The sequence below is a fragment of the Mycobacteriales bacterium genome (assembly GCA_035550055.1).
In the GTDB taxonomy this organism is placed as follows: Bacteria; Actinomycetota; Actinomycetes; order JAFAQI01; family JAFAQI01; genus DASZTV01.
Map to the genome: position 1 here is coordinate 32518 of DASZRO010000087.1, position 16922 is coordinate 49439.

The 16922-nt window shown below is 71.9% G+C and carries 20 protein-coding genes; 10 read left to right on the top strand and 10 right to left on the bottom strand.

Annotated features, from left to right (window positions below; all coding sequences use genetic code 11):
• Positions 1-76: 76 nt before the first annotated feature.
• On the bottom strand, positions 77-1531 hold the full coding sequence (locus VG899_13050; protein ID HWA67281.1) for a hypothetical protein: 1455 nt from the start codon (positions 1529-1531) through the stop codon (positions 77-79).
• Between the two features lie 124 nt (positions 1532-1655).
• On the opposite strand from VG899_13050, the gene VG899_13055 reads away from it, so the two are divergent.
• Positions 1656-2288, top strand: a complete 633-nt coding sequence (locus tag VG899_13055) for a TetR/AcrR family transcriptional regulator (GenBank protein HWA67282.1) — start codon at positions 1656-1658, stop codon at positions 2286-2288.
• A 341-nt stretch (positions 2289-2629) separates the two neighbouring features.
• Positions 2630-2857 carry a DUF3107 domain-containing protein gene (locus tag VG899_13060; protein ID HWA67283.1) on the top strand — a complete coding sequence of 76 codons (228 nt, stop codon included), beginning with the start codon at positions 2630-2632 and terminating at the stop codon, positions 2855-2857.
• Between the two features lie 115 nt (positions 2858-2972).
• On the opposite strand, the gene VG899_13065 is transcribed toward VG899_13060, so the two are convergent.
• A complete protein-coding gene (locus VG899_13065) occupies positions 2973-3626 on the bottom strand; it encodes a ferritin-like fold-containing protein (GenBank protein ID HWA67284.1) in 654 nt (217 codons plus the stop codon).
• A gap of 286 nt (positions 3627-3912) precedes the next feature.
• Between VG899_13065 and VG899_13070 the strand changes: the two genes are divergently transcribed.
• Positions 3913-5493: a DEAD/DEAH box helicase gene (locus VG899_13070; protein HWA67285.1), complete on the top strand. Its 1581-nt coding sequence runs from the start codon at positions 3913-3915 to the stop codon at positions 5491-5493.
• 39 nt (positions 5494-5532) lie between these two features.
• Positions 5533-5976 (top strand): hypothetical protein, encoded by a 444-nt coding sequence (locus VG899_13075; GenBank protein HWA67286.1) that lies wholly within the window; start codon positions 5533-5535, stop codon positions 5974-5976.
• Between the two features lie 6 nt (positions 5977-5982).
• Here the strand turns inward: VG899_13075 and VG899_13080 are convergent, their stop codons facing one another.
• Both VG899_13080 and VG899_13085 read right to left on the bottom strand, forming a co-directional pair.
• The gene (locus VG899_13080) at positions 5983-6336 is read right to left on the bottom strand and encodes a hypothetical protein (protein HWA67287.1); all 354 of its coding nucleotides are present in this window, start codon (positions 6334-6336) and stop codon (positions 5983-5985) included.
• Positions 6333-7214, bottom strand: a complete 882-nt coding sequence (locus VG899_13085) for an AAA family ATPase (GenBank protein ID HWA67288.1) — start codon at positions 7212-7214, stop codon at positions 6333-6335. Before VG899_13085 ends, VG899_13080 begins: the two co-directional genes overlap by 4 nt.
• Positions 7215-7289: 75 nt before the next feature.
• On the opposite strand from VG899_13085, the gene VG899_13090 reads away from it, so the two are divergent.
• The gene (locus tag VG899_13090; protein HWA67289.1) at positions 7290-8138 is read left to right on the top strand and encodes an alpha/beta hydrolase; all 849 of its coding nucleotides are present in this window, start codon (positions 7290-7292) and stop codon (positions 8136-8138) included.
• On the opposite strand, the gene VG899_13095 is transcribed toward VG899_13090, so the two are convergent.
• Together VG899_13095 and VG899_13100 are read right to left on the bottom strand one after the other, a co-directional pair.
• The gene (locus tag VG899_13095) at positions 8135-9016 is read right to left on the bottom strand and encodes a PD-(D/E)XK nuclease family protein (GenBank protein ID HWA67290.1); all 882 of its coding nucleotides are present in this window, start codon (positions 9014-9016) and stop codon (positions 8135-8137) included. The two genes, VG899_13090 and VG899_13095, sit on opposite strands and share 4 nt — an antisense overlap.
• Positions 9013-9663 carry a DUF6758 family protein gene (locus VG899_13100; protein ID HWA67291.1) on the bottom strand — a complete coding sequence of 217 codons (651 nt, stop codon included), beginning with the start codon at positions 9661-9663 and terminating at the stop codon, positions 9013-9015. The genes VG899_13095 and VG899_13100 overlap by 4 nt, the downstream gene beginning before the upstream one ends.
• A 43-nt stretch (positions 9664-9706) precedes the next feature.
• On the opposite strand from VG899_13100, the gene VG899_13105 reads away from it, so the two are divergent.
• Positions 9707-10111: an NUDIX hydrolase gene (locus VG899_13105; GenBank protein HWA67292.1), complete on the top strand. Its 405-nt coding sequence runs from the start codon at positions 9707-9709 to the stop codon at positions 10109-10111.
• On the opposite strand, the gene mscL is transcribed toward VG899_13105, so the two are convergent.
• Both mscL and VG899_13115 read right to left on the bottom strand, forming a co-directional pair.
• On the bottom strand, positions 10108-10593 hold the full coding sequence (mscL, locus tag VG899_13110; GenBank protein ID HWA67293.1) for a large conductance mechanosensitive channel protein MscL: 486 nt from the start codon (positions 10591-10593) through the stop codon (positions 10108-10110). The two genes, VG899_13105 and mscL, sit on opposite strands and share 4 nt — an antisense overlap.
• Before the next feature lie 24 nt (positions 10594-10617).
• A complete protein-coding gene (locus VG899_13115) occupies positions 10618-11379 on the bottom strand; it encodes a glucose 1-dehydrogenase (GenBank protein HWA67294.1) in 762 nt (253 codons plus the stop codon).
• A gap of 81 nt (positions 11380-11460) precedes the next feature.
• On the opposite strand from VG899_13115, the gene VG899_13120 reads away from it, so the two are divergent.
• From VG899_13120 to VG899_13130, 3 genes are all read left to right on the top strand, one after another.
• Positions 11461-12729 carry a CBS domain-containing protein gene (locus tag VG899_13120; GenBank protein ID HWA67295.1) on the top strand — a complete coding sequence of 423 codons (1269 nt, stop codon included), beginning with the start codon at positions 11461-11463 and terminating at the stop codon, positions 12727-12729.
• On the top strand, positions 12719-13234 hold the full coding sequence (locus VG899_13125; protein HWA67296.1) for a DUF1003 domain-containing protein: 516 nt from the start codon (positions 12719-12721) through the stop codon (positions 13232-13234). The genes VG899_13120 and VG899_13125 overlap by 11 nt, the downstream gene beginning before the upstream one ends.
• Positions 13235-13320: 86 nt before the next feature.
• Complete coding sequence (locus VG899_13130; protein HWA67297.1) at positions 13321-14460, top strand: P-loop NTPase; 1140 nt, start codon at positions 13321-13323, stop codon at positions 14458-14460.
• A 48-nt stretch (positions 14461-14508) separates the two neighbouring features.
• Here VG899_13130 and VG899_13135 read toward each other — a convergent pair whose 3' ends face one another.
• Together VG899_13135 and VG899_13140 are read right to left on the bottom strand one after the other, a co-directional pair.
• Positions 14509-14835, bottom strand: a complete 327-nt coding sequence (locus VG899_13135) for a sec-independent translocase (GenBank protein ID HWA67298.1) — start codon at positions 14833-14835, stop codon at positions 14509-14511.
• A 39-nt stretch (positions 14836-14874) separates the two neighbouring features.
• Positions 14875-15966 carry a trypsin-like peptidase domain-containing protein gene (locus VG899_13140; protein HWA67299.1) on the bottom strand — a complete coding sequence of 364 codons (1092 nt, stop codon included), beginning with the start codon at positions 15964-15966 and terminating at the stop codon, positions 14875-14877.
• 201 nt (positions 15967-16167) lie between these two features.
• On the opposite strand from VG899_13140, the gene VG899_13145 reads away from it, so the two are divergent.
• Positions 16168-16860, top strand: a complete 693-nt coding sequence (locus VG899_13145; protein HWA67300.1) for an O-methyltransferase — start codon at positions 16168-16170, stop codon at positions 16858-16860.
• Positions 16861-16922 lie beyond the last annotated feature (62 nt).

Consider the following 16922-nt stretch of genomic DNA (forward strand, 5'->3'; position numbering starts at 1 on the left):
CGGTCGGTTACAAGCCTTGCACAGCGGAAAACCCCCGGATCGCACCGGTTGTTCCATCGCCGACCGAGAAGGGCGGCTACCAGGAGAACCAGCGACGGCGACCTTCGGGCGCCTGTTCCTGGGCGTCGTCATGGCCGTCGGAGTGGCCGTAGGCCTGCCACTGTGCTTCCTGGTCGAACGGCTCGTTCGCCGACCCCGGTGATCCTGCGGCGGCCGGCGCTGCACCAGGCGACGGGCTCCACGCCGGCAGCGGCGGCGGGACCGCGGCGCCCGGCGAGCTCGCGCTGAAGTCGACGTCCGCGCTGTCTTCGACGTCGTCGGGGTGCTGGTCGTCGTCGGGGTGCGTGTCGTGGTCGGGCGCCGGTTCGTCGTCGGCCGTCTCCGGCACGGCCGTCAGCGTCGCTGGCGCTGTCGCATCGGTGGTGGCCGGGGCGGGCGCGTCCGCGGACGTGGTCTGCGCCGGGGTCTGCGGCGCGGACGCCTGTGCGGTGGAGGCCGACACCGCGGCCGCCGGCTCGTCGACCGGGGCGATCGCGGCGACCGAGTCGGCGCGGGCGCGGCCGAGCAGCGTCTGCGCGAGTGCGACGATCGCGTCGTCGATGTGAGCCTTGATCCGCTCCTCGGCAGCCGCCACCGCCGCGTCGACGTCTGCATCGGAGGCCCCGCCGGAGGTCGCGGCAGCCGGCGCGGGCGCGGCCTTGGCCAGCTCCTCGACCTGCTCGCGCAGCGCGGCGAGCGCAGCGGTCGGCGAGTCGGCCGCCAGTGTCGCGACCTGACCCCGCAGCGAGGACAGCTCGCCGGCCAGCGATGCCAACCGGGGTTCGAGGGCAAGGACAGCGCTGTCGTCCCCCGACCCGCTCGACACCGCGAGCGCCGCCTGTGTGCCGGAGGCGATCGAGTCGAGGCTTGCCTGGGTCCCGGTAGCGAGCGCCTCGACCCGGCCGTGCAGCGCCTGCAGCGAGGCGTTGTGCTCGGTCAGCGACTGGCCCAGTCGCTGGGACAACGGGCCGATCATGCCCTCGAGGGCGGCCAGCCGCTCACTGACACCCGAGTCGGGCCTCGCCACCGCCGTCTCGATCGCGCTCAGCCGTTGCGCCAGCGGCGCGAACGAGCCTTCGATGCCAGTGAGGCGCTGCTGGAGCCCGTTGATGTTGTCCTGAAGTGCCGACACGCGCTCGCCGTACGAGGGCAGGGCCTGCATGCCCGTGGTCAGTACGCCGATCGTCTCGGCCTGCGAGCGCACGTGCGCGTCGATCGCGCTGAGGGCACCGCGGGTGTCCGCGAGCTCCTCACCGCGTTGGGCGACCATCCGCGCCACTCCGTCGAGTCGCTCGGCAAGGAAGCGGACCGCTTCGCGAAGCTCGGCGATCACGCCGTTCGCCACCTCGGCGCCCGCGACGCCGGGCTCGGCGCGCATCTCGGCGATCTGCTGGCCGAGCCGCATCACCTGGTTGCGGACATCGGTCAGCGCCGCGGTCGGGTCAGGCGCGGAAGGCACCGATCCTGGCGCTCCCGACGGGTCCATGCTCACCGACATCTCCTTGATCGATCGCTTGGAATGAGTATCCCCGTTCGAGCGGGTTCGCGCAGTCTTCGACGCTTCTCCCGGAACGTCGCGTCACGGATCGGCGAACGCTGAGTACGCTTCGGCCACCGTGACCGCATCAACCGAGACCGCCGACCGGGGCCGGCGGCTGCCTCGTTCGGCGCGGCGCAAGCAGCTACTCGGCGCGGCGCAAGAGGTGTTCGTCGCGCACGGGTACCACGCCGCTGCGATGGACGACATCGCCGAACGTGCCGGGGTCAGCAAGCCGGTGCTCTACCAGCACTTCCCGAGCAAGCTCGAGCTCTACCTCGCGCTGCTCGACCTGCACGCCGACGCGCTGGAGCGTCAGGTCCGCAACGCCTTGGAGAGCACGAGCGACAACCACGACCGGGTGTTTCGCTGCGTGGAGGTCTACTTCGACTTCGTCGACGAGCCGGGCGGTGCCTTCCGGCTGGTGTTCGAGTCCGACCTGCGCAACGAACCCACCGTGCGAGAGCGGGTGGACCGTGCGCTGCAGCGCTCGGTGGAGGCGATCGCAGACACGATTGCGAGAGACACCGGCCTCAACCGGGAGGATGCGGAGGTCCTGTCCTGCGGGCTTGCTGGGGCGGCGGAGATCAGCGCCCGATGGTGGCTGGACTCGGAAGGCCGCATCCCCAAGCAGCGGGCGATCGAGCTGATCCAGACGCTGACGTGGCGCGGGATCGGCGGCTACCCGCGTGCCGGGTCGCCGCCGGCCTGAGGGCCGGTTCACCGTCGGCGTAGCGCCAGATCTGCGGCTACCCGCGAGCCGAGTCACCGCCGGCGCGAGGGCCGGTTCACCGTCGGCGTAGCGCGAGATCGGCGGCTACCCGCGAGCCGAGGCACCGCCGGCCTGAGGGCCGCTTCACCATCGGCGTAGCGCAAGGTCGGCGGCTACCCGCGAGCCGAGGCACCGCCGGCGCGAGGGCCGGTTCACCATCGGCGTAGCGCAAGGTCGGCGGTTACCCGCGAGCCGAGTCACCGCCGACGCGAGGGCCGGTTCACCGTCGGCGTAGCGCGAGTTCGCCCCGGCGTACCGGCCGGTCAACTAGCCTGCCCCGCATGGAGGTTCGCATCGGCATCAAGGGCGCCCCGCGCGAGATCTCGTACGAGAGCGCGCAGACCGCCGACGAAATCCAGCAGCTGGTCGAGAAGGCCATGCGCAGCGAGGACCCTGCGTTGACCCTCGTCGACGAGAAGGGCCGGCGCGTGATCGTCGCCATCGACAAGCTGGCCTACGTCGAGATCGCCGAAGGCGATCCGCGCCGCGTCGGCTTCGGCGCCCTCTAACCAGCAACGCTCCGTTGCTGGGCCATTCCCCCCAGTAACGCTCCATTGCTGGGCCATTCCCCCAGCGACGCTGCGTTGCTGGGGTGGTAAGCCGGGTGACGCTGCGTTGCTGGGGTCAGGAGGCCAGGCCTAGCGACTCCATGCGCTCGGTGTGGCGCTGAGTGAGTCTGGCGAGCATCTCGCCGAGGGCGGCCAGGTCGCCGGCACCGCCGACGATCAGCCGGGTCAGTGCGTCGCGGTCGACCGCGACCCGCTGCGCCTGGACCAGCGCCTCCCCGACGAGGCGGCGTGCCCACAACGCCAGCCGGCCGGCGACGGCCGGATCCGCCTCGATCGCCGACCGGACGTGCGCCACCGCGAACTCGGCGTGTCCGGTGTCGTCGAGGACGTCTGCGACCAGCGACTGCGTCTCGTCGTCGGCGAACTCGGCGATCTCGCGATAGAAGTCGGCCGCGAAGCCGTCGCCGACGTAGGCCTTGACCAGGCTCTCCAGCCAGTCCGACGGCGACGTCGAGTCGTGAAAGGAGGTCAGCGGCTCGACGAACGGCGCCATCGCCACCGTGGAGTCGACGCCCATCGCGGCGAGTCGCTCGTGCAGCACCTGGTAGTGCTCGAACTCGGCGACCGCCATCGCGCCGAGCGCCGCCTTGTCCCCCAGGCTGGGCGCGAGCGAGGCATCAGCGGCGAGCCGCTCGAAGGCGGTCAGCTCGGCGAGGGCGAGTACGGCGAGCAGGTCGACGGCCGCTTGATGGTGATCGGCCTCGCTCATCGGGTCAGACCAGTCCACGTGCACCGCCACCTTCGGTTGGCCGAGCAGTTGGCCGACGCAGCCGGCCGAGTCGACGGCCAGCCGACGGCGCGGACGCGCCGGCGCCCATGCCGCCCGCCGCACCTTAGCCGCCGCGCCACTACACTTGTGGCTGCAAGATCCGAATCCCCGCACGACCCGTGAAATCCGCGGAGCGCCGTGGTGTGTCGGCCCCCCGCGAACCCGCGGGCGCGGGCCCACCAAGCAAGCAGACGGACTCCGCCCGTAGGCAGGAGCCCGTCCCACCTTGAAAACCTTTGCCGAGCTTGGGGTTTCCGACGACATCGTCGAGACCCTGGCAAGCCACGACATCACCACCCCGTTCCCGATCCAGGCGCTCGCGGTGCCGCTGGCCATCAAGGGCCACGACCTCATCGGGCAGGCCCGCACCGGCACCGGGAAGACCCTCGCCTTCACCATCCCGGTGTTGCAGCAGGTCACCCCGAACGCCGAGAGCGGCAAGCCGCAGGCCCTCGTCGTCGTACCCACCCGTGAGCTCGCCAGCCAGGTGGCGCGCGACGTCGAGCTCGCCGGCGGCGGGCGCGGCACCCGCGTCCTCGTCATCTACGGCGGCCGCTCCTACGAGCCGCAGCTCGAGGCGTTGCAGCGCGGCGTCGACGTCGTCGTCGGTACGCCGGGCCGACTGCTCGACCTCGCCAACCAGCGAGCGCTCGACCTGTCGCAGGTCAAGATCCTGGTGCTCGACGAAGCCGACGAGATGCTCGACCTGGGGTTCCTTCCCGACGTCGAGCGGATCGTGTCGCAGCTTCCCGAAGCACGCCAGACGATGCTGTTCTCGGCGACGATGCCCGGACCGGTCGTCGCTCTCTCGCGCCGCTACCTGCGCCACCCGACCCACGTGCGCGCCGAGTCTCCCGAGGACAGCGCGACCGTACCCACCACCAGCCAGTTCGTCTTCCGGGCCCACCACCTCGACAAGCCCGAGGTCCTCGCCCGGGTGATGCAGGCGGAAGGTCGCGGCCTGGCGATGGTGTTCACCCGCACGAAGCGCTCGGCCGACCGGATCGCCGCCGACCTCGCCGAGCGCGGCTTCGCCTCCGCCGCGGTGCACGGCGACCTCGGTCAGGGCGCCCGCGAGCAGGCGTTGCGCGCCTTCCGCAACGGCAAGATCGACATCCTGGTCGCGACCGACGTCGCCGCGCGCGGCATCGACATCCAGGGCGTCACCCATGTCGTCAACTACGAGTGCCCCGACGACGAGAAGACCTACGTCCACCGGATCGGCCGCACCGGCCGCGCCGGTGAGACCGGCACGGCGGTGACCTTCGTCGACTGGGAGGACGGCTACCGCTGGGGCATGATCAACAAGGCCCTCGACCTGCCGTTCCCGGAGCCCGAGGAGACCTACTCCACCTCCGACGTGCTCTACGAAGAGCTCGACATCCCGCGTGAGGCGACCGGTCGGCTGCCGAAGGCGGCGCGGACCCGCGCCGGCCTCGACGCGGAGGAGATCGAAGACCTCGGCGAAACCGGGCGCCGCCGTCCCGCGCAGGGCAACGCCCGCGGCACGGCCGAGCGCCGCTCCGGCGGCGGGTCACGGCGCGGCACGAACGGCGCACCGCACGCCGACGCACCACGTGCCCCGCGGCCGCCGCGGCAGCGTCAGCGCACTCGGGGCGGTACGGCGGTGACGCCCGGCGACAACGAGCCGGCGCGACCGACACCGCCGGCTGAGAGCGCACCGAGCGCCGAGGGCGCGCCGCGCAAGCGCCGCCGCCGCCGTTCCCGCGGCGGCAGCGGTCGCCCTGACGGCGCATCAAGCGCGACGACGACCACTCCGACAGAATCGGCGTCGACGGACGTCTGAGAACGTGTCCCGGCAAACAGCGACCCGAGGGGGAGTTTGATGGCGCTGCGGACAGTGGGCCCGCGGCTCACCGGTGAGAGTGTCGAGGACCTCGTCGCCTGGGTGACCAACCTCGCCGGATGCCCGACCGTCACCGACACGGTGGTCGCCACCTGCGCGCACCCGTTGCACGCCGACGACCCCGCCGCCTGGTTCTACGTCGAGGCGGACGCCGAGGCAGGCGTGGCTCGGCTGCGCTGCATCGCCGGCGGGCACGTCCACGAGCTGCTCGACTCCGCCGACCACTGGACCTACCCGAAGGCGTGGCAGTGCCCGGCATGCAGCCAGTCCATCGCTGAGGTCGTCTACGGCATCCACACCGAGGACGGCACCGCCCGATGGGTGGTGGTCGCGGTGCGCTGTGTCGAGTGCGGTGAGGTGATGGGCGTCACCGACGTCGTGGTGCCCGAGGTGCCGCTCGAGGAGCTCAAAGCCCAGCTCTGAGCGGCGTCAGATCTGCCAGGTGAAGCGCACCCAGCTGGGTCGGTGGCAGGACGGGCACTTCAGGTACGCCGGGTACTCGCGGTCACCGATCCCGATGGCCTTCACCTCGTCACCGTGCCCGACCCGCAGCGCCAGGTGCAGCGACGGGAAGGTGGCCCGGATCGCCTGGACCGGCCCGAGCACGGTGCGCGCCTGGCAACGCGAGCACTCGACGAGCGCCGAACCCACCCCGGGGCGGGCCACGTCGGCCGCGGAGGTGAACAGCGCGCGTTTGCCCTCGGCGTCGACCGCGGCCGGCGGCGCGGCCGGTGCGGACGCCGCGTGAGGCGTGCGCGGGCGTACCCGGTCGAAGCTGGTCATCCGGCCTCCGTCCCGGTCTGCGCCACATCGGCGTACGTCGCGTCATCACGTGTCGGGTCGACCTGCGCCGGCTCGCTCGCTGCCGCGTCGAGGTCGATCGTCTTCGCCGGCTCCGGCGGCAGCCCGGCGAGGCGGCGGGCGAGCGCGCGGTAGGCGTTGGCGCCCGGCGTCGTACGACCCGCGCGCATGATCGTCTTGCCGGCCGCCGGCGCCTCGGCGAACCGCACCGACCGCGGGATCGGCGGCTCCAGCACGTCGAGGGCGTACCGGCTGGCGATGTCGGCGAGGACGGCACGCGAGTGCAACGTCCGGCCGTCGAAGAGCGTGGGCAGCACTCCCAGCACGGTCAGCGCCGGGTTGGTGAGCCGCTGCACGTCGTTGACCGTGTCGAGCAGCTGACCGACACCGCGGTGCGACAACGTCTCGCACTGCAGCGGGACGATGACCGAGTCAGCCGCGGTGAGGGCGTTGATGGTGAGTACGCCGAGGGTCGGCGCGCAGTCGAACAAGACGACGTCGTAGTCGGCGCGCAAATCCTCCAGCGCCAGCCGAAGCACGTGCTCGCGCCCGGTCCGGGTGAGCAGCTGGGCCTCGCACCCCGCCAGGTCGATCGTCGCCGGCAGCAGGTCAGGCCCTTCGGCGGTGTGCTGCAGGACCATGCGCGCCGACACCCGGCCGAGCAGCACGTCGTGGATGGACAGCTCGAGGTCTTCGGGATCGAGACCGAGCGAGAAGGTCAGGCAGGCCTGCGGGTCGAGGTCGACGACCAGCACCCGGCGATCGAGCTCGCACAGGGCGGCGGCGACCGAGGCGACCGTCGTCGTCTTTGCGACACCGCCCTTTTGGTTGGCGACGGCGTACGTACGGCAGTTCGTCAAGGTGTCCTGCCAGTGCTCGTAGGGGGCGACGCACCTGTGCGGAGTGCCCAACAGGCTAGCGGTTAGCCTGCCGCGGTGAGCGTCCCCAAGCATTTGCAGCCCGATCCGGCGATGTCGCCCGCCCGGGTCCCGGCCGCCTCGGGCGAGCTGGCCGCACTGGTCGCCTCCCCCGAGCTGGCCGGCGCCACCGGGTCGCGGCGCGGCGTGCTGCTCGTGCCGGGCTACACGGGCAGCAAGGAGGACTTCTGGCACCTGCTGCCGGCACTGGCGCGCAACGGCCGGCCCGCCACAGCGATCGATCTGCGCGGCCAGTGCGACTCGGGTGGTCCGGAGGAGGTCACGGCGTACACGATCGAGGCCCTGGCCGCCGACGTCGCCGCGTTGCTCGCGGCCGCTGACGAGCCGCTCCACCTCGTCGGGCACTCCTTCGGTGGCCTGGTGTGCCGGCAGGCGGTCCTGTCGGGCGCCCCGGTTCGCTCGCTCACCTTGCTCGGCTCGGGCCCCGGTGCGCTCGGCGGGCACCGCGCCGACCTGGTCGAGGTGATGCGGCCGATGCTCGACGAGGGGGGCGTCGCCCACGTGTGGGACGCCATCGGTGCCTCGGCGACGGCCGGACAACCCGCCGAGGTCGCCGCGTTCATCGAGCACCGGTTCCGCGGCTCGCCGGCGGCGGCGCTGCTGGGGATGGGCAACGCGCTGGTCAGCGCCGCCGACCGGGTCGACGAGCTCGCCGCAGTCGGCGTACCGATCCTGGTGGCCTGCGGGGAGAACGACGACGCCTGGTCGCCGGCGGACCAGCAGCTCATGGCAGCGCGGCTCGGGGCGCCGTTCGTCCCCCTGCCCGGCGCCGGCCACTCGCCGAACGTCGACGTGCCGGACCTGGTCGTCGAGACCCTGGAGTCGTTCTGGGAGCCGCTCGACTAGGCCGAGTCGTCGATGGTCGACACGATCTCCTCGGCGAGGCCGGCCCACGGCCGGACCGGTTGCGGGGCTGCCTGCTGACCCGCCGCGCAGTGCGCGCGAAAGTCACACCAGCCGCACTGCGGCCCGGGCCGCGACGGGAACAGCTCCTCCATCGCGTCCCGGTCGTCGCCGGCGGCGGCGGAAGCGGCGTGCACCTCGGCAAGCTCCACCCCGATGTCCTCGACGCGGGCGAGCTGACGGGCCAGCGACTGCTCCGTGTGCTCCCACACCACCACCTCGCCGCTCGGCAGATGATGCAGCTCGACCCGGTGACACGGCAGCCGCATCGTGCTCGCCGCGGCGGCCGCATAGATCGCCAGCGCGAGTGAGCCTCGCGCGTCGTCAGTCGTCAGCACGTGACGGCCCGTCTTGTAGTCGACGATCACGAGCTCGTCGCCGCGACGGTCCAGCCGGTCGATGCGCCCCGACAGGGCGAGGCGGCCCGTCTTCATGGCGACGGTTCGCTCGACGCCGAGCGGCTCGTGCGCCGGATCGAGGGTCTCGACGTAGCGCTGCGCCATGTCGGCGGCGCGGTCGCGCCAGGCGGACGCGTGCTCGTCGTCCCGGAAGCCGAGCGGCTCCCACTTGTCGTGGATCAGCCGTCGTACCGCTTCGGGCGTGCGCTGCTCGACCGGCAGGCTCCACCACGCGGCGAGGGCGGCGTGCACGGCGGCGCCGACCGAGTTGTGCGCCCATGGGGCGCCCTTGGCGGGCGTCGGCCGGTCGAGGTAGCTGAACCGGTAACGGCGAGGGCAGTCGAGCCAGCTCGTCAGCCGCGACGGCGTCGCCGAGAACAGCCGCGGCGGCACCGCGAGGTCCAGCGCCCCCTGCTCGGTCACGCCCCCAGTCTGGCGGGCACCTGGGACAGTCGCGGGGAGATCGAGCCGAAACCGACCTCGCGTGCCCCGGTGCGGTCGCGCAGGTCGGTCAGGTGGATCTCGTCGTACATCAGTACGCCGGCGGTCGCCGGCCACACCAGCATCCACAGCCACGCGGCCTGCGCCTCACCGAGGAATCCCGCCCGGTCGGGAGCCAGCGGCACGCTCCACAGCGCGGTCGGGTGGGAGGCCGCGATGACCTTGGCGTCGGCCGCTCCGCGCCCGAAGCCCTCGCCGGGGTCGGGCTCGCTGAGTCCGGCGTGGCGCGCGCCGAGGCCGACGCCGGGCTCCTCGGCGATCACGAGCAGCTCCGCGGGACCGCCGACCGGACTCGGGCCCGACATCGCGGTCACAGTGGCGCGGGCGCCCGTGCGCTCGTCGCCGGCGTACGCGAAGCCGCTGCAGACCCAGCCGGGCGGCAGCCCGAAGGCCAGCCACAGCGGCACGTTGGCGCGCTGCGCCACGTGCTCCATCGCGTCAGGGCCGGTATGGCTCAAGACGGTGTACGGCGCCACCGAACCATGCAGCGCGCACTGCCAGGCGCTCGACCACAGCCCGGGCGCGCGCACCTCGTCGCCGCAGCGCGGGCAGGTCGGAGCGGGGTGCACCCTTGCACGGTCCTCACCGGGATGGGAGATCGTCAAGACCGTGATGCCCCCGGATCCGGCCGGCCAATCGAGCGAGCCGATCGTGTGCGCCGGCGCCGTGATCCGCGACGACGCCGGCCGACTGCTGCTGGTCCGCCGCGCGAACCCGCCGGCGAAGGGCAGCTGGACGCTGCCCGGCGGCCGCGTCGAGGCCGGCGAGACCCCACGGCAGGCGGCGGCGCGCGAAGTCGCCGAGGAGACCGGCCTGACCGTCACGGTCGGTGATCTGCTCGCGACGGTTCCGGTCCTCGGCTACCGCGTCCACGACTTCGCGGCGACCGTCGTGTCGGGCAGGCTGCAACCGGCCGACGACGCCGCCGACGCGCGGTGGTTCTCGCTTCGCGAGCTCGGCGCCCTGGACCTGTCCCCCGGCCTGCTCGACGCCCTTGCCGACATGGGTGTCGGTTAGGACGCGCTCGCCGCCGGCAGTACGACGGTGCAGAACGCGCAGCGGGTCGCCTCGGCCGAGATCGAGCTCTTGCACTCCGGGCACACCTTGGTCGGCGTCGCCGGCGCCGGACTGGGCTTGAACCGCTCCATCAGGACGTTCACCGGCCGGACCACGAAGTAGTAGACGACCAGCCCGATCAGCACCAGCGAGATGACGGAGTTCAGGAAGTCGCCGTACACGAACTGTGCGCCGCCGAGCGTCCAGTGACGCGTCGCGAAGTCCGACGCCTTGCCGAGCGGGATGCTGACCAGCGGGGTGATGAAGTCCTTGACCAGCGACTGCACCACCGCGGTGAAGGCAGCGCCGATGACGATGCCGACGGCGAGGTCGACGACGTTGCCACGCAGGATGAAGCTGCGGAAACCGTCGAGGTCGAGCCGGCGGGCGCCGGTCCGGACCGCGCCGGTGATCCGGTGCATGGGGGGGTCTTGTTCGCTCATGCCCGCAGGCTAACCACCACCGCTTCAGGTGATCGTCACGCCGCCGTCGACCGCGATCGTCTGGCCGGTGACGTAGCCCGCGGCGTCGGAGACCAGCCAGACCAGCGTCGCGGCGAGCTCCTCGGGGTCGCCCTTGCGGCCCATCACGACGCGCGACATGACCGCGTCGAGGTAGCCGGGCTTGTACTGGTCGCTCATCTCGGAGGTGAAGAAGCCAGGCGCGATGCAGTTGACCCGGATGTCCTTGCGAGGCGTCCACTGCTGGGCGAGGTCGCGGGTCAGGCCGACCAGCGCCGCCTTGGAAGCGGAGTACGCCGCCTGCGGCAGGCCGGCAGTCGTCAGGCCGAGGATGCTGCCGATGTTGACGATCGAGCCGCCGCGGGTCGACGCGCGGGCGAACGCCTGCGCCATCCAGTAGCAACCGTTGAGGTTGATGTCGATGACCTCACGGAACTGCTCCGGGGTTTCCTTCGTGCTCGGCACCGCCGTACCGACTCCTGCGTTGTTGACGAGGATGTCGACGCCCCCGAGCTCCGCGACCGCCGCCGCAACCAGCGCCTCGCAGTCCTCGGGCTTGGACACATCGGTGGCGACCGCGACGCATCGCCGCCCGGCGGCTTCGACGAGTGACTTGGTCTCGGCCATCCGCTCGACGCGTCGGGCGCCGATCGCGACGTCCGCGCCGGCCTCGGCGAGGGCTTTCGCGAATGCGACACCGAGCCCGGATGAGGCTCCCGTGACGATCGCCACCTTGCCAGCCAACGAGAAACGATCGAGCACACCCATGCGGCCGAACCTTAGTCAACGGTGTCGGCCAAGCCCGCGACGTCCCCGATCCCCCCCAACTCGAGCGGTAACCTCCGGATCATGGCCACGGGTACGACGACGCGCGTTTTCCTTGCGCGTCTGGCCGACCTGACCGTCCTCGACCCGAAGGCGGACCAGGTCGGCCGCGTCCGTGATGCCGTAGTTGCGCTGCGCGGCACCGCGGCGCCGCCGCGCGTGCTCGGGCTGGTCGTCGAAGTTCAGCCGCGGCGGCGCGTCTTCGTCCCGATGGGACAGGTGACGAGCATCGACGCCGACGCGGTGATCGTGCGAGGCCGGATCAACCTGCGACGGTTCGAGCGCCGGGCCGGCGAGACTCTCGCGATCACCGAGCTGCTCGACCGCAAGGTGACGTTGACCGAGGACGGCTCGGCGGTGACCGTCGTCGACGTCGCGATGGAGCAGAGCCGGACCCGCGACTGGTTCCTGACCCGGGTCGCGGTCCGATCGGGCGGGTCGAGCTTCCGCCGCCGCGGGCCGCTGCGCACGCTGGACTGGGAAGCGGTCACCGGCTTCGCCCAGCACGAGGAGGACCAGGGCGCCGCGAACCTGCTCGCGGCTTTCGACCAGCTCTCGGCGCCGGACCTCGCTCACGTCCTTCACGAGCTGTCGGAGAAGCGACGCGGGGAGGTCGTCGCGGCGCTCGACGACGAGCGGCTCGCCGACGTACTGGAGGAGCTGCCCGAAGACGACCAGGTCGAGATCCTCGCCAAGCTCGAAGGCGAGCGGGCCGCCGACGTCCTCGAGGCGATGGGGCCGGACGACGCGGCCGACCTGCTCGGCGAGCTGCCGTCGGACGAGGCGGAGCGGCTGCTCGGGCTGATGGAGCCCGACGAGGCCGACGACGTACGCCGGCTGCTGACCTACGCCGACAACTCGGCCGGCGGGATGATGACCAGCGAGCCGATCATCCTGCCGCCCGACGCCACGGTGGCCGAGGCCCTCGCCCGGGTGCGTGACCCGCAGATCAGCCCCGCCCTGGCCGCCCAGGTCTACGTCTGCCGGCCGCCGACCGAGACCCCGACCGGCAAGTACGTCGGGACCGCGCACATCCAGCGGCTGCTGCGCGAGCCGCCCTCGACGCTGGTGTCCGGGGTGGTCGACACCCAGATCGACCCGCTCGGACCGGACTGCCCGCTCCAGGAGGTGACGGCGCACCTCGCGACGTACAACCTCGTGGCGATCCCGATCGTCGACGACGCGGACCACCTGCTCGGCGCGGTCACCGTCGACGACGTTCTCGACCACCTGCTGCCCGAGGACTGGCGCGAGCGGCCGTCGGGCGAGGCCGGGGCGTCCCGTGGCGCGTGAGAACCGCCGCCAGTCGCGGCTCGACCAGCCGCAGGACACCCGCCGCAGCATCGCGCTGCCCCGCTACAACGCCGACTCGATGGGCCGGATCTCCGAGCGGGTAGCGCGCTTCCTCGGCACCTGGCGGTTCATCGGCTACATGTCGCTGTTCATCGGCGTCTGGATCATCTACAACGTCGTCGTACCGACCAGCTGGCGCTTCGACCAGTACAGCAACAAGTTCACCCTCCTCACGCTGCTCCTCTCGCTACAGGCGTCGTACGCCGCGCCGCTGATCCTGCTTGCGCAGAACCGGCAGGCCGACCGCGACCGGGTGCAGTACGAGGCGGACCGGGCGTTGTCGGAGCGGGCGGTCAACGACACCGAGTACCTGACCCGGGAGATCGCGGCGATCCGGCTCTCACTCGGCGAGGTCGCGACCCGTGACTACATCCGCGGCGAGCTACAGCGCCTGCTCGACGAGCTCGCCCCCGACCGCCCCGACCCCGAAGCGGATGGCACATAGCTACCGCTCTGGCTGAGCGGATGGCACATGCGGATTGCTGTAGGCGTAGCGAGGTGCCATCCGCGCCGACGTAACCTGGGGGCACGATGAGCCAGCCCACTTTGCCGAGCGTCGACGCGGTCACCGCGGCACTGGCGACCGTCCAGGACCCTGAGATCCACCGCCCGATCACCGACCTCGGCATGGTCGACGACGTCGCGGTCGCCATCGACGGCACGGTCGAGGTCAAGATCCTGTTGACCACGGCCGGCTGCCCGCTGCGCGATCGGATCACCAACGACGTCACTGCGGCCGTGTCCAAAGTGCCGGGCGTGACGAGCGTCAAGGTCGCACTCGACGTGATGAGCGAGGAGCAACGTCAGCAGCTGCGCGCCACCTTGCAGGGCGGCCGCCCGCAGCGCCAGATCAGCTTCGCCCAGGCGGGTTCGCTGACCAAGGTCTACGCGATCGCCAGCGGCAAGGGCGGCGTCGGCAAGTCGTCGACGACCGCGAACCTCGCCGTAGCGATGGCTGCCGCCGGCCACACCGTCGGCATCGTCGACGCCGACGTCTACGGACACTCGATGCCGCGCATGTTCGGCATCACCACGCCACCGGCGATCGTCGACGGGATGATCGTCCCGCCCGAGGCGTACGGCGTACGAGTCGTCTCGCCGGGCATGTTCGTCGAAGGCAACCGCCCGATCGCCTGGCGCGGGCCGATGCTGCACCGCGCGCTCGAGCAGCTGCTCGCCGACGTGTTCTGGGGCGATCTCGACGTCCTCCTGCTCGACCTGCCGCCGGGGACCGGCGACATCGCGATCTCGACCGCTCAGCTGCTGCCCGGCGCCGAGGTGGTGGTCGTCACCACGCCGCAGCTCGCCGCCCACGAGGTGGCCGAGCGTGCCGGCTCGGTCGCGATGCAGACCCGGCAGCGCCTCGCCGGAGTCATCGAGAACATGGCCGGTTTCCCGTGCCCGCACTGCGGCGAGCTGATGGACGTGTTCGGCTCCGGCGGCGGCCAGGCGGTCGCCGACAGCCTCACGGCGCTGGTCGGCGCGCCCGTGCCGCTGCTGGGTTCGGTGCCGATCGAGCCCGCGATCCGCGAGGGTGGCGACGTCGGTACGCCGGTCGTGGTCGGGGCGCCGGAGTCGGCTGCCGCGAAGGCGTTCGTCGCCATCGCCACGGAGCTGGCGGGCAAGAAGCGTGGCCTCGCCGGCCGGATGCTGACGCTCAGCCCCGTCTAGGCAACCCACCGCCACGACCCGTCGGCGTACCGCTGAGGTCGCCTCAGGTCAGGTCGCGTCGTCGTCGTACGGCGGCCGCTCGCCGGCCTGGAGGGCCACGGTCGCGCGGCGTTGCCGGGGCGCGACCGGGGAGTCGTCGTCGGTGAAGATGTCCTCGACGAAGCGCCGCGGATGCAGACCACGCAGGTCCAAGTCCGCCAGCTCGGGACCGAGCTCGGCCTTCAGGTCGCTCGCGGCACCGCGCGCCATCGCCCGCAGCTCGCGCAGCATCCGCGCCGCGTCAGACGCCGCCTTCGGCAGCCGATCCGGGCCGAAGATGAGCAGCCCGAGGATCGCAAGGACGAGGACCTCTTCCCAACCGAGGTTCCCGAGCACGCGTCAAGGCTAGCCCCGCCGCGGGCGGTGTCACGAAGCTCAGGTGCTGCGGCTCGACCCGAGCACGAGGGAGACCTCGTGGCGATGCCCGTCGCGCAGATAGGTCAACGTGATCCGGTCGCCCGGCACCCGGCTGCGGATCGCGACGATCAGCTCGTCGGCCGTCGTGATCCGCTCGCCGTTGACCGCGACGATGATGTCCCCCGGCTCCAGCCCGGCCTTCGCCGCGGGGCCACCCGGGGTCACCGCGTCGGCGTCGGAGCCGGACCCGATCTCGGCGCCGTCCCCGGCGTACGCCGCGTTGAGCTGGACGCCGATGATGGCGTGCGTCGAGTAGCCCCTCGTGATGATCTGCTCGGCGATCCGCTTCGCCTCGTTGATCGGGATCGCGAAGCCCAACCCGATGCTGCCGGTCTGCTGGCCGGAGATCCCCTCCGAGGACAGGGACGCGATCGCGGAGTTCACCCCGATCACCCGGCCTTCGATGTCCACCAACGGTCCGCCGGAGTTGCCGGGGTTGATCGCGGCGTCCGTCTGGATCGCGTCGATCACGTCATCCGGGATGCCCTGCTCCCCGCCCGCCTCGACGGGTCGGTTCAACGCGCTGATGATGCCGCTGGTCACGGTGCCGGCGAGGCCGAGCGGTGACCCGACGGCGACCACGGTGTCGCCGACCGCGAGGTCGTCGGAGTTCCCGAGCGCGACCGGTACGAGGTCGCGCACGCCCGTCACCTTGATGATGGCGATGTCGTCGACGGTGTCGGGATGGCCGACGATCTTCGCCGATACCCGGTCCTTGTCCGGAAGGATCACCGACAGGCTGCCGCCCGCGGCGGCGGCAGCGATCACGTGGTTGTTGGTCATGATGAAACCGGCCTTGCTCAACACGATGCCGGAACCGGTGTCGCCGCCGTCGTGTGACTTCACCTGGATCGACACGACGCTGGGCAGGATGAGCCGGGCCACCGCGGCCACCGAGTCAGTGCCGCCGCTGCTGATGTCCGGCTCGCTGGTCGCACCGAGCGTCACCGTACGCACCGAGCCGTCGGTGCCGTCGTGGTCGTGGACGACGAGCCCGCCGACTGCGCCTCCGAGCACCGCCGCGACGACGGCGATGAGGGCGGCGACCATGACGCTCACCCCCGCCGTACGCTCCCGCGGCGGTTTGGCGCCCGGAGCGGGAGCGCCAGTCGGCGGCGGAGACCACCACTGGGCGGGCGGTTGCGCCGGAGGCTGGATGGGCGGCTGCGGAGGCGGCCAGCCGTCGCGCTCAGTCATGCCATCCATTGTCAGGTACGCCCGCCGCGGCGCCGACGTGGATACGCTGACGCCGTGCCCGAACGCAGCGAGGCCGAGATCGCGCTGGACAACTGGCGTCACGCGGAGGCCTGGCTCGAAGAGGACGACCCGATCGCGGCGGCCCGCCCGAAAGGCAAAGGGCTCGGCGCCGTACCGATCGGTGCCGGCGGCGGGGCGATGCTGCGCTTCCTGGCCGCCAGCGTCAACGCCCGGGCCATCGTGGAGGTCGGCACCGGTGCAGGCGTGTCCGGAACGTGGTTGCTGCGCGGCATGGCGCCCGACGGCCTGCTCACCTCGATCGACGCCGAAGCCGAGCACCAGCGCGTCGCGAAGCAGACCTTCCTCGCGGCCGGCTTCCCGCTGTCACGGTTTCGGCTGATCGCCGGCAACGCCCTCGAGGTGCTGCCCAGGCTCTCCGACGGCGCCTACGACATGTTCTTCGGTGACGCCGCCAAGGAGGAGTACTCCGCCTATCTCGACGAGGCGATCCGGTTGCTTCGCCCCGGCGGCATCCTGGCTTTCGACAACGCGCTCTGGCACGGGCACGTCGCCGACGAGAGCAACCGCGACGCCGGAACCGTTGCGGTGCGTGAGCTGCTACGGCGGGTCCGCGACGACGAGCGGCTGGTCCCGGTGCTCGTCCCGAGCGGCGACGGCCTGCTGATCGCCCAGGTGCGCCCAACGGACCACCCCGCCCCGCCAGACCCAGACCAGCCCACCCAGTAACGCTCCGTTACCTGGCCTTTCCGCCCAGCAACGCTGCGTTGCTGGGGGGATTGGCCCAGCAA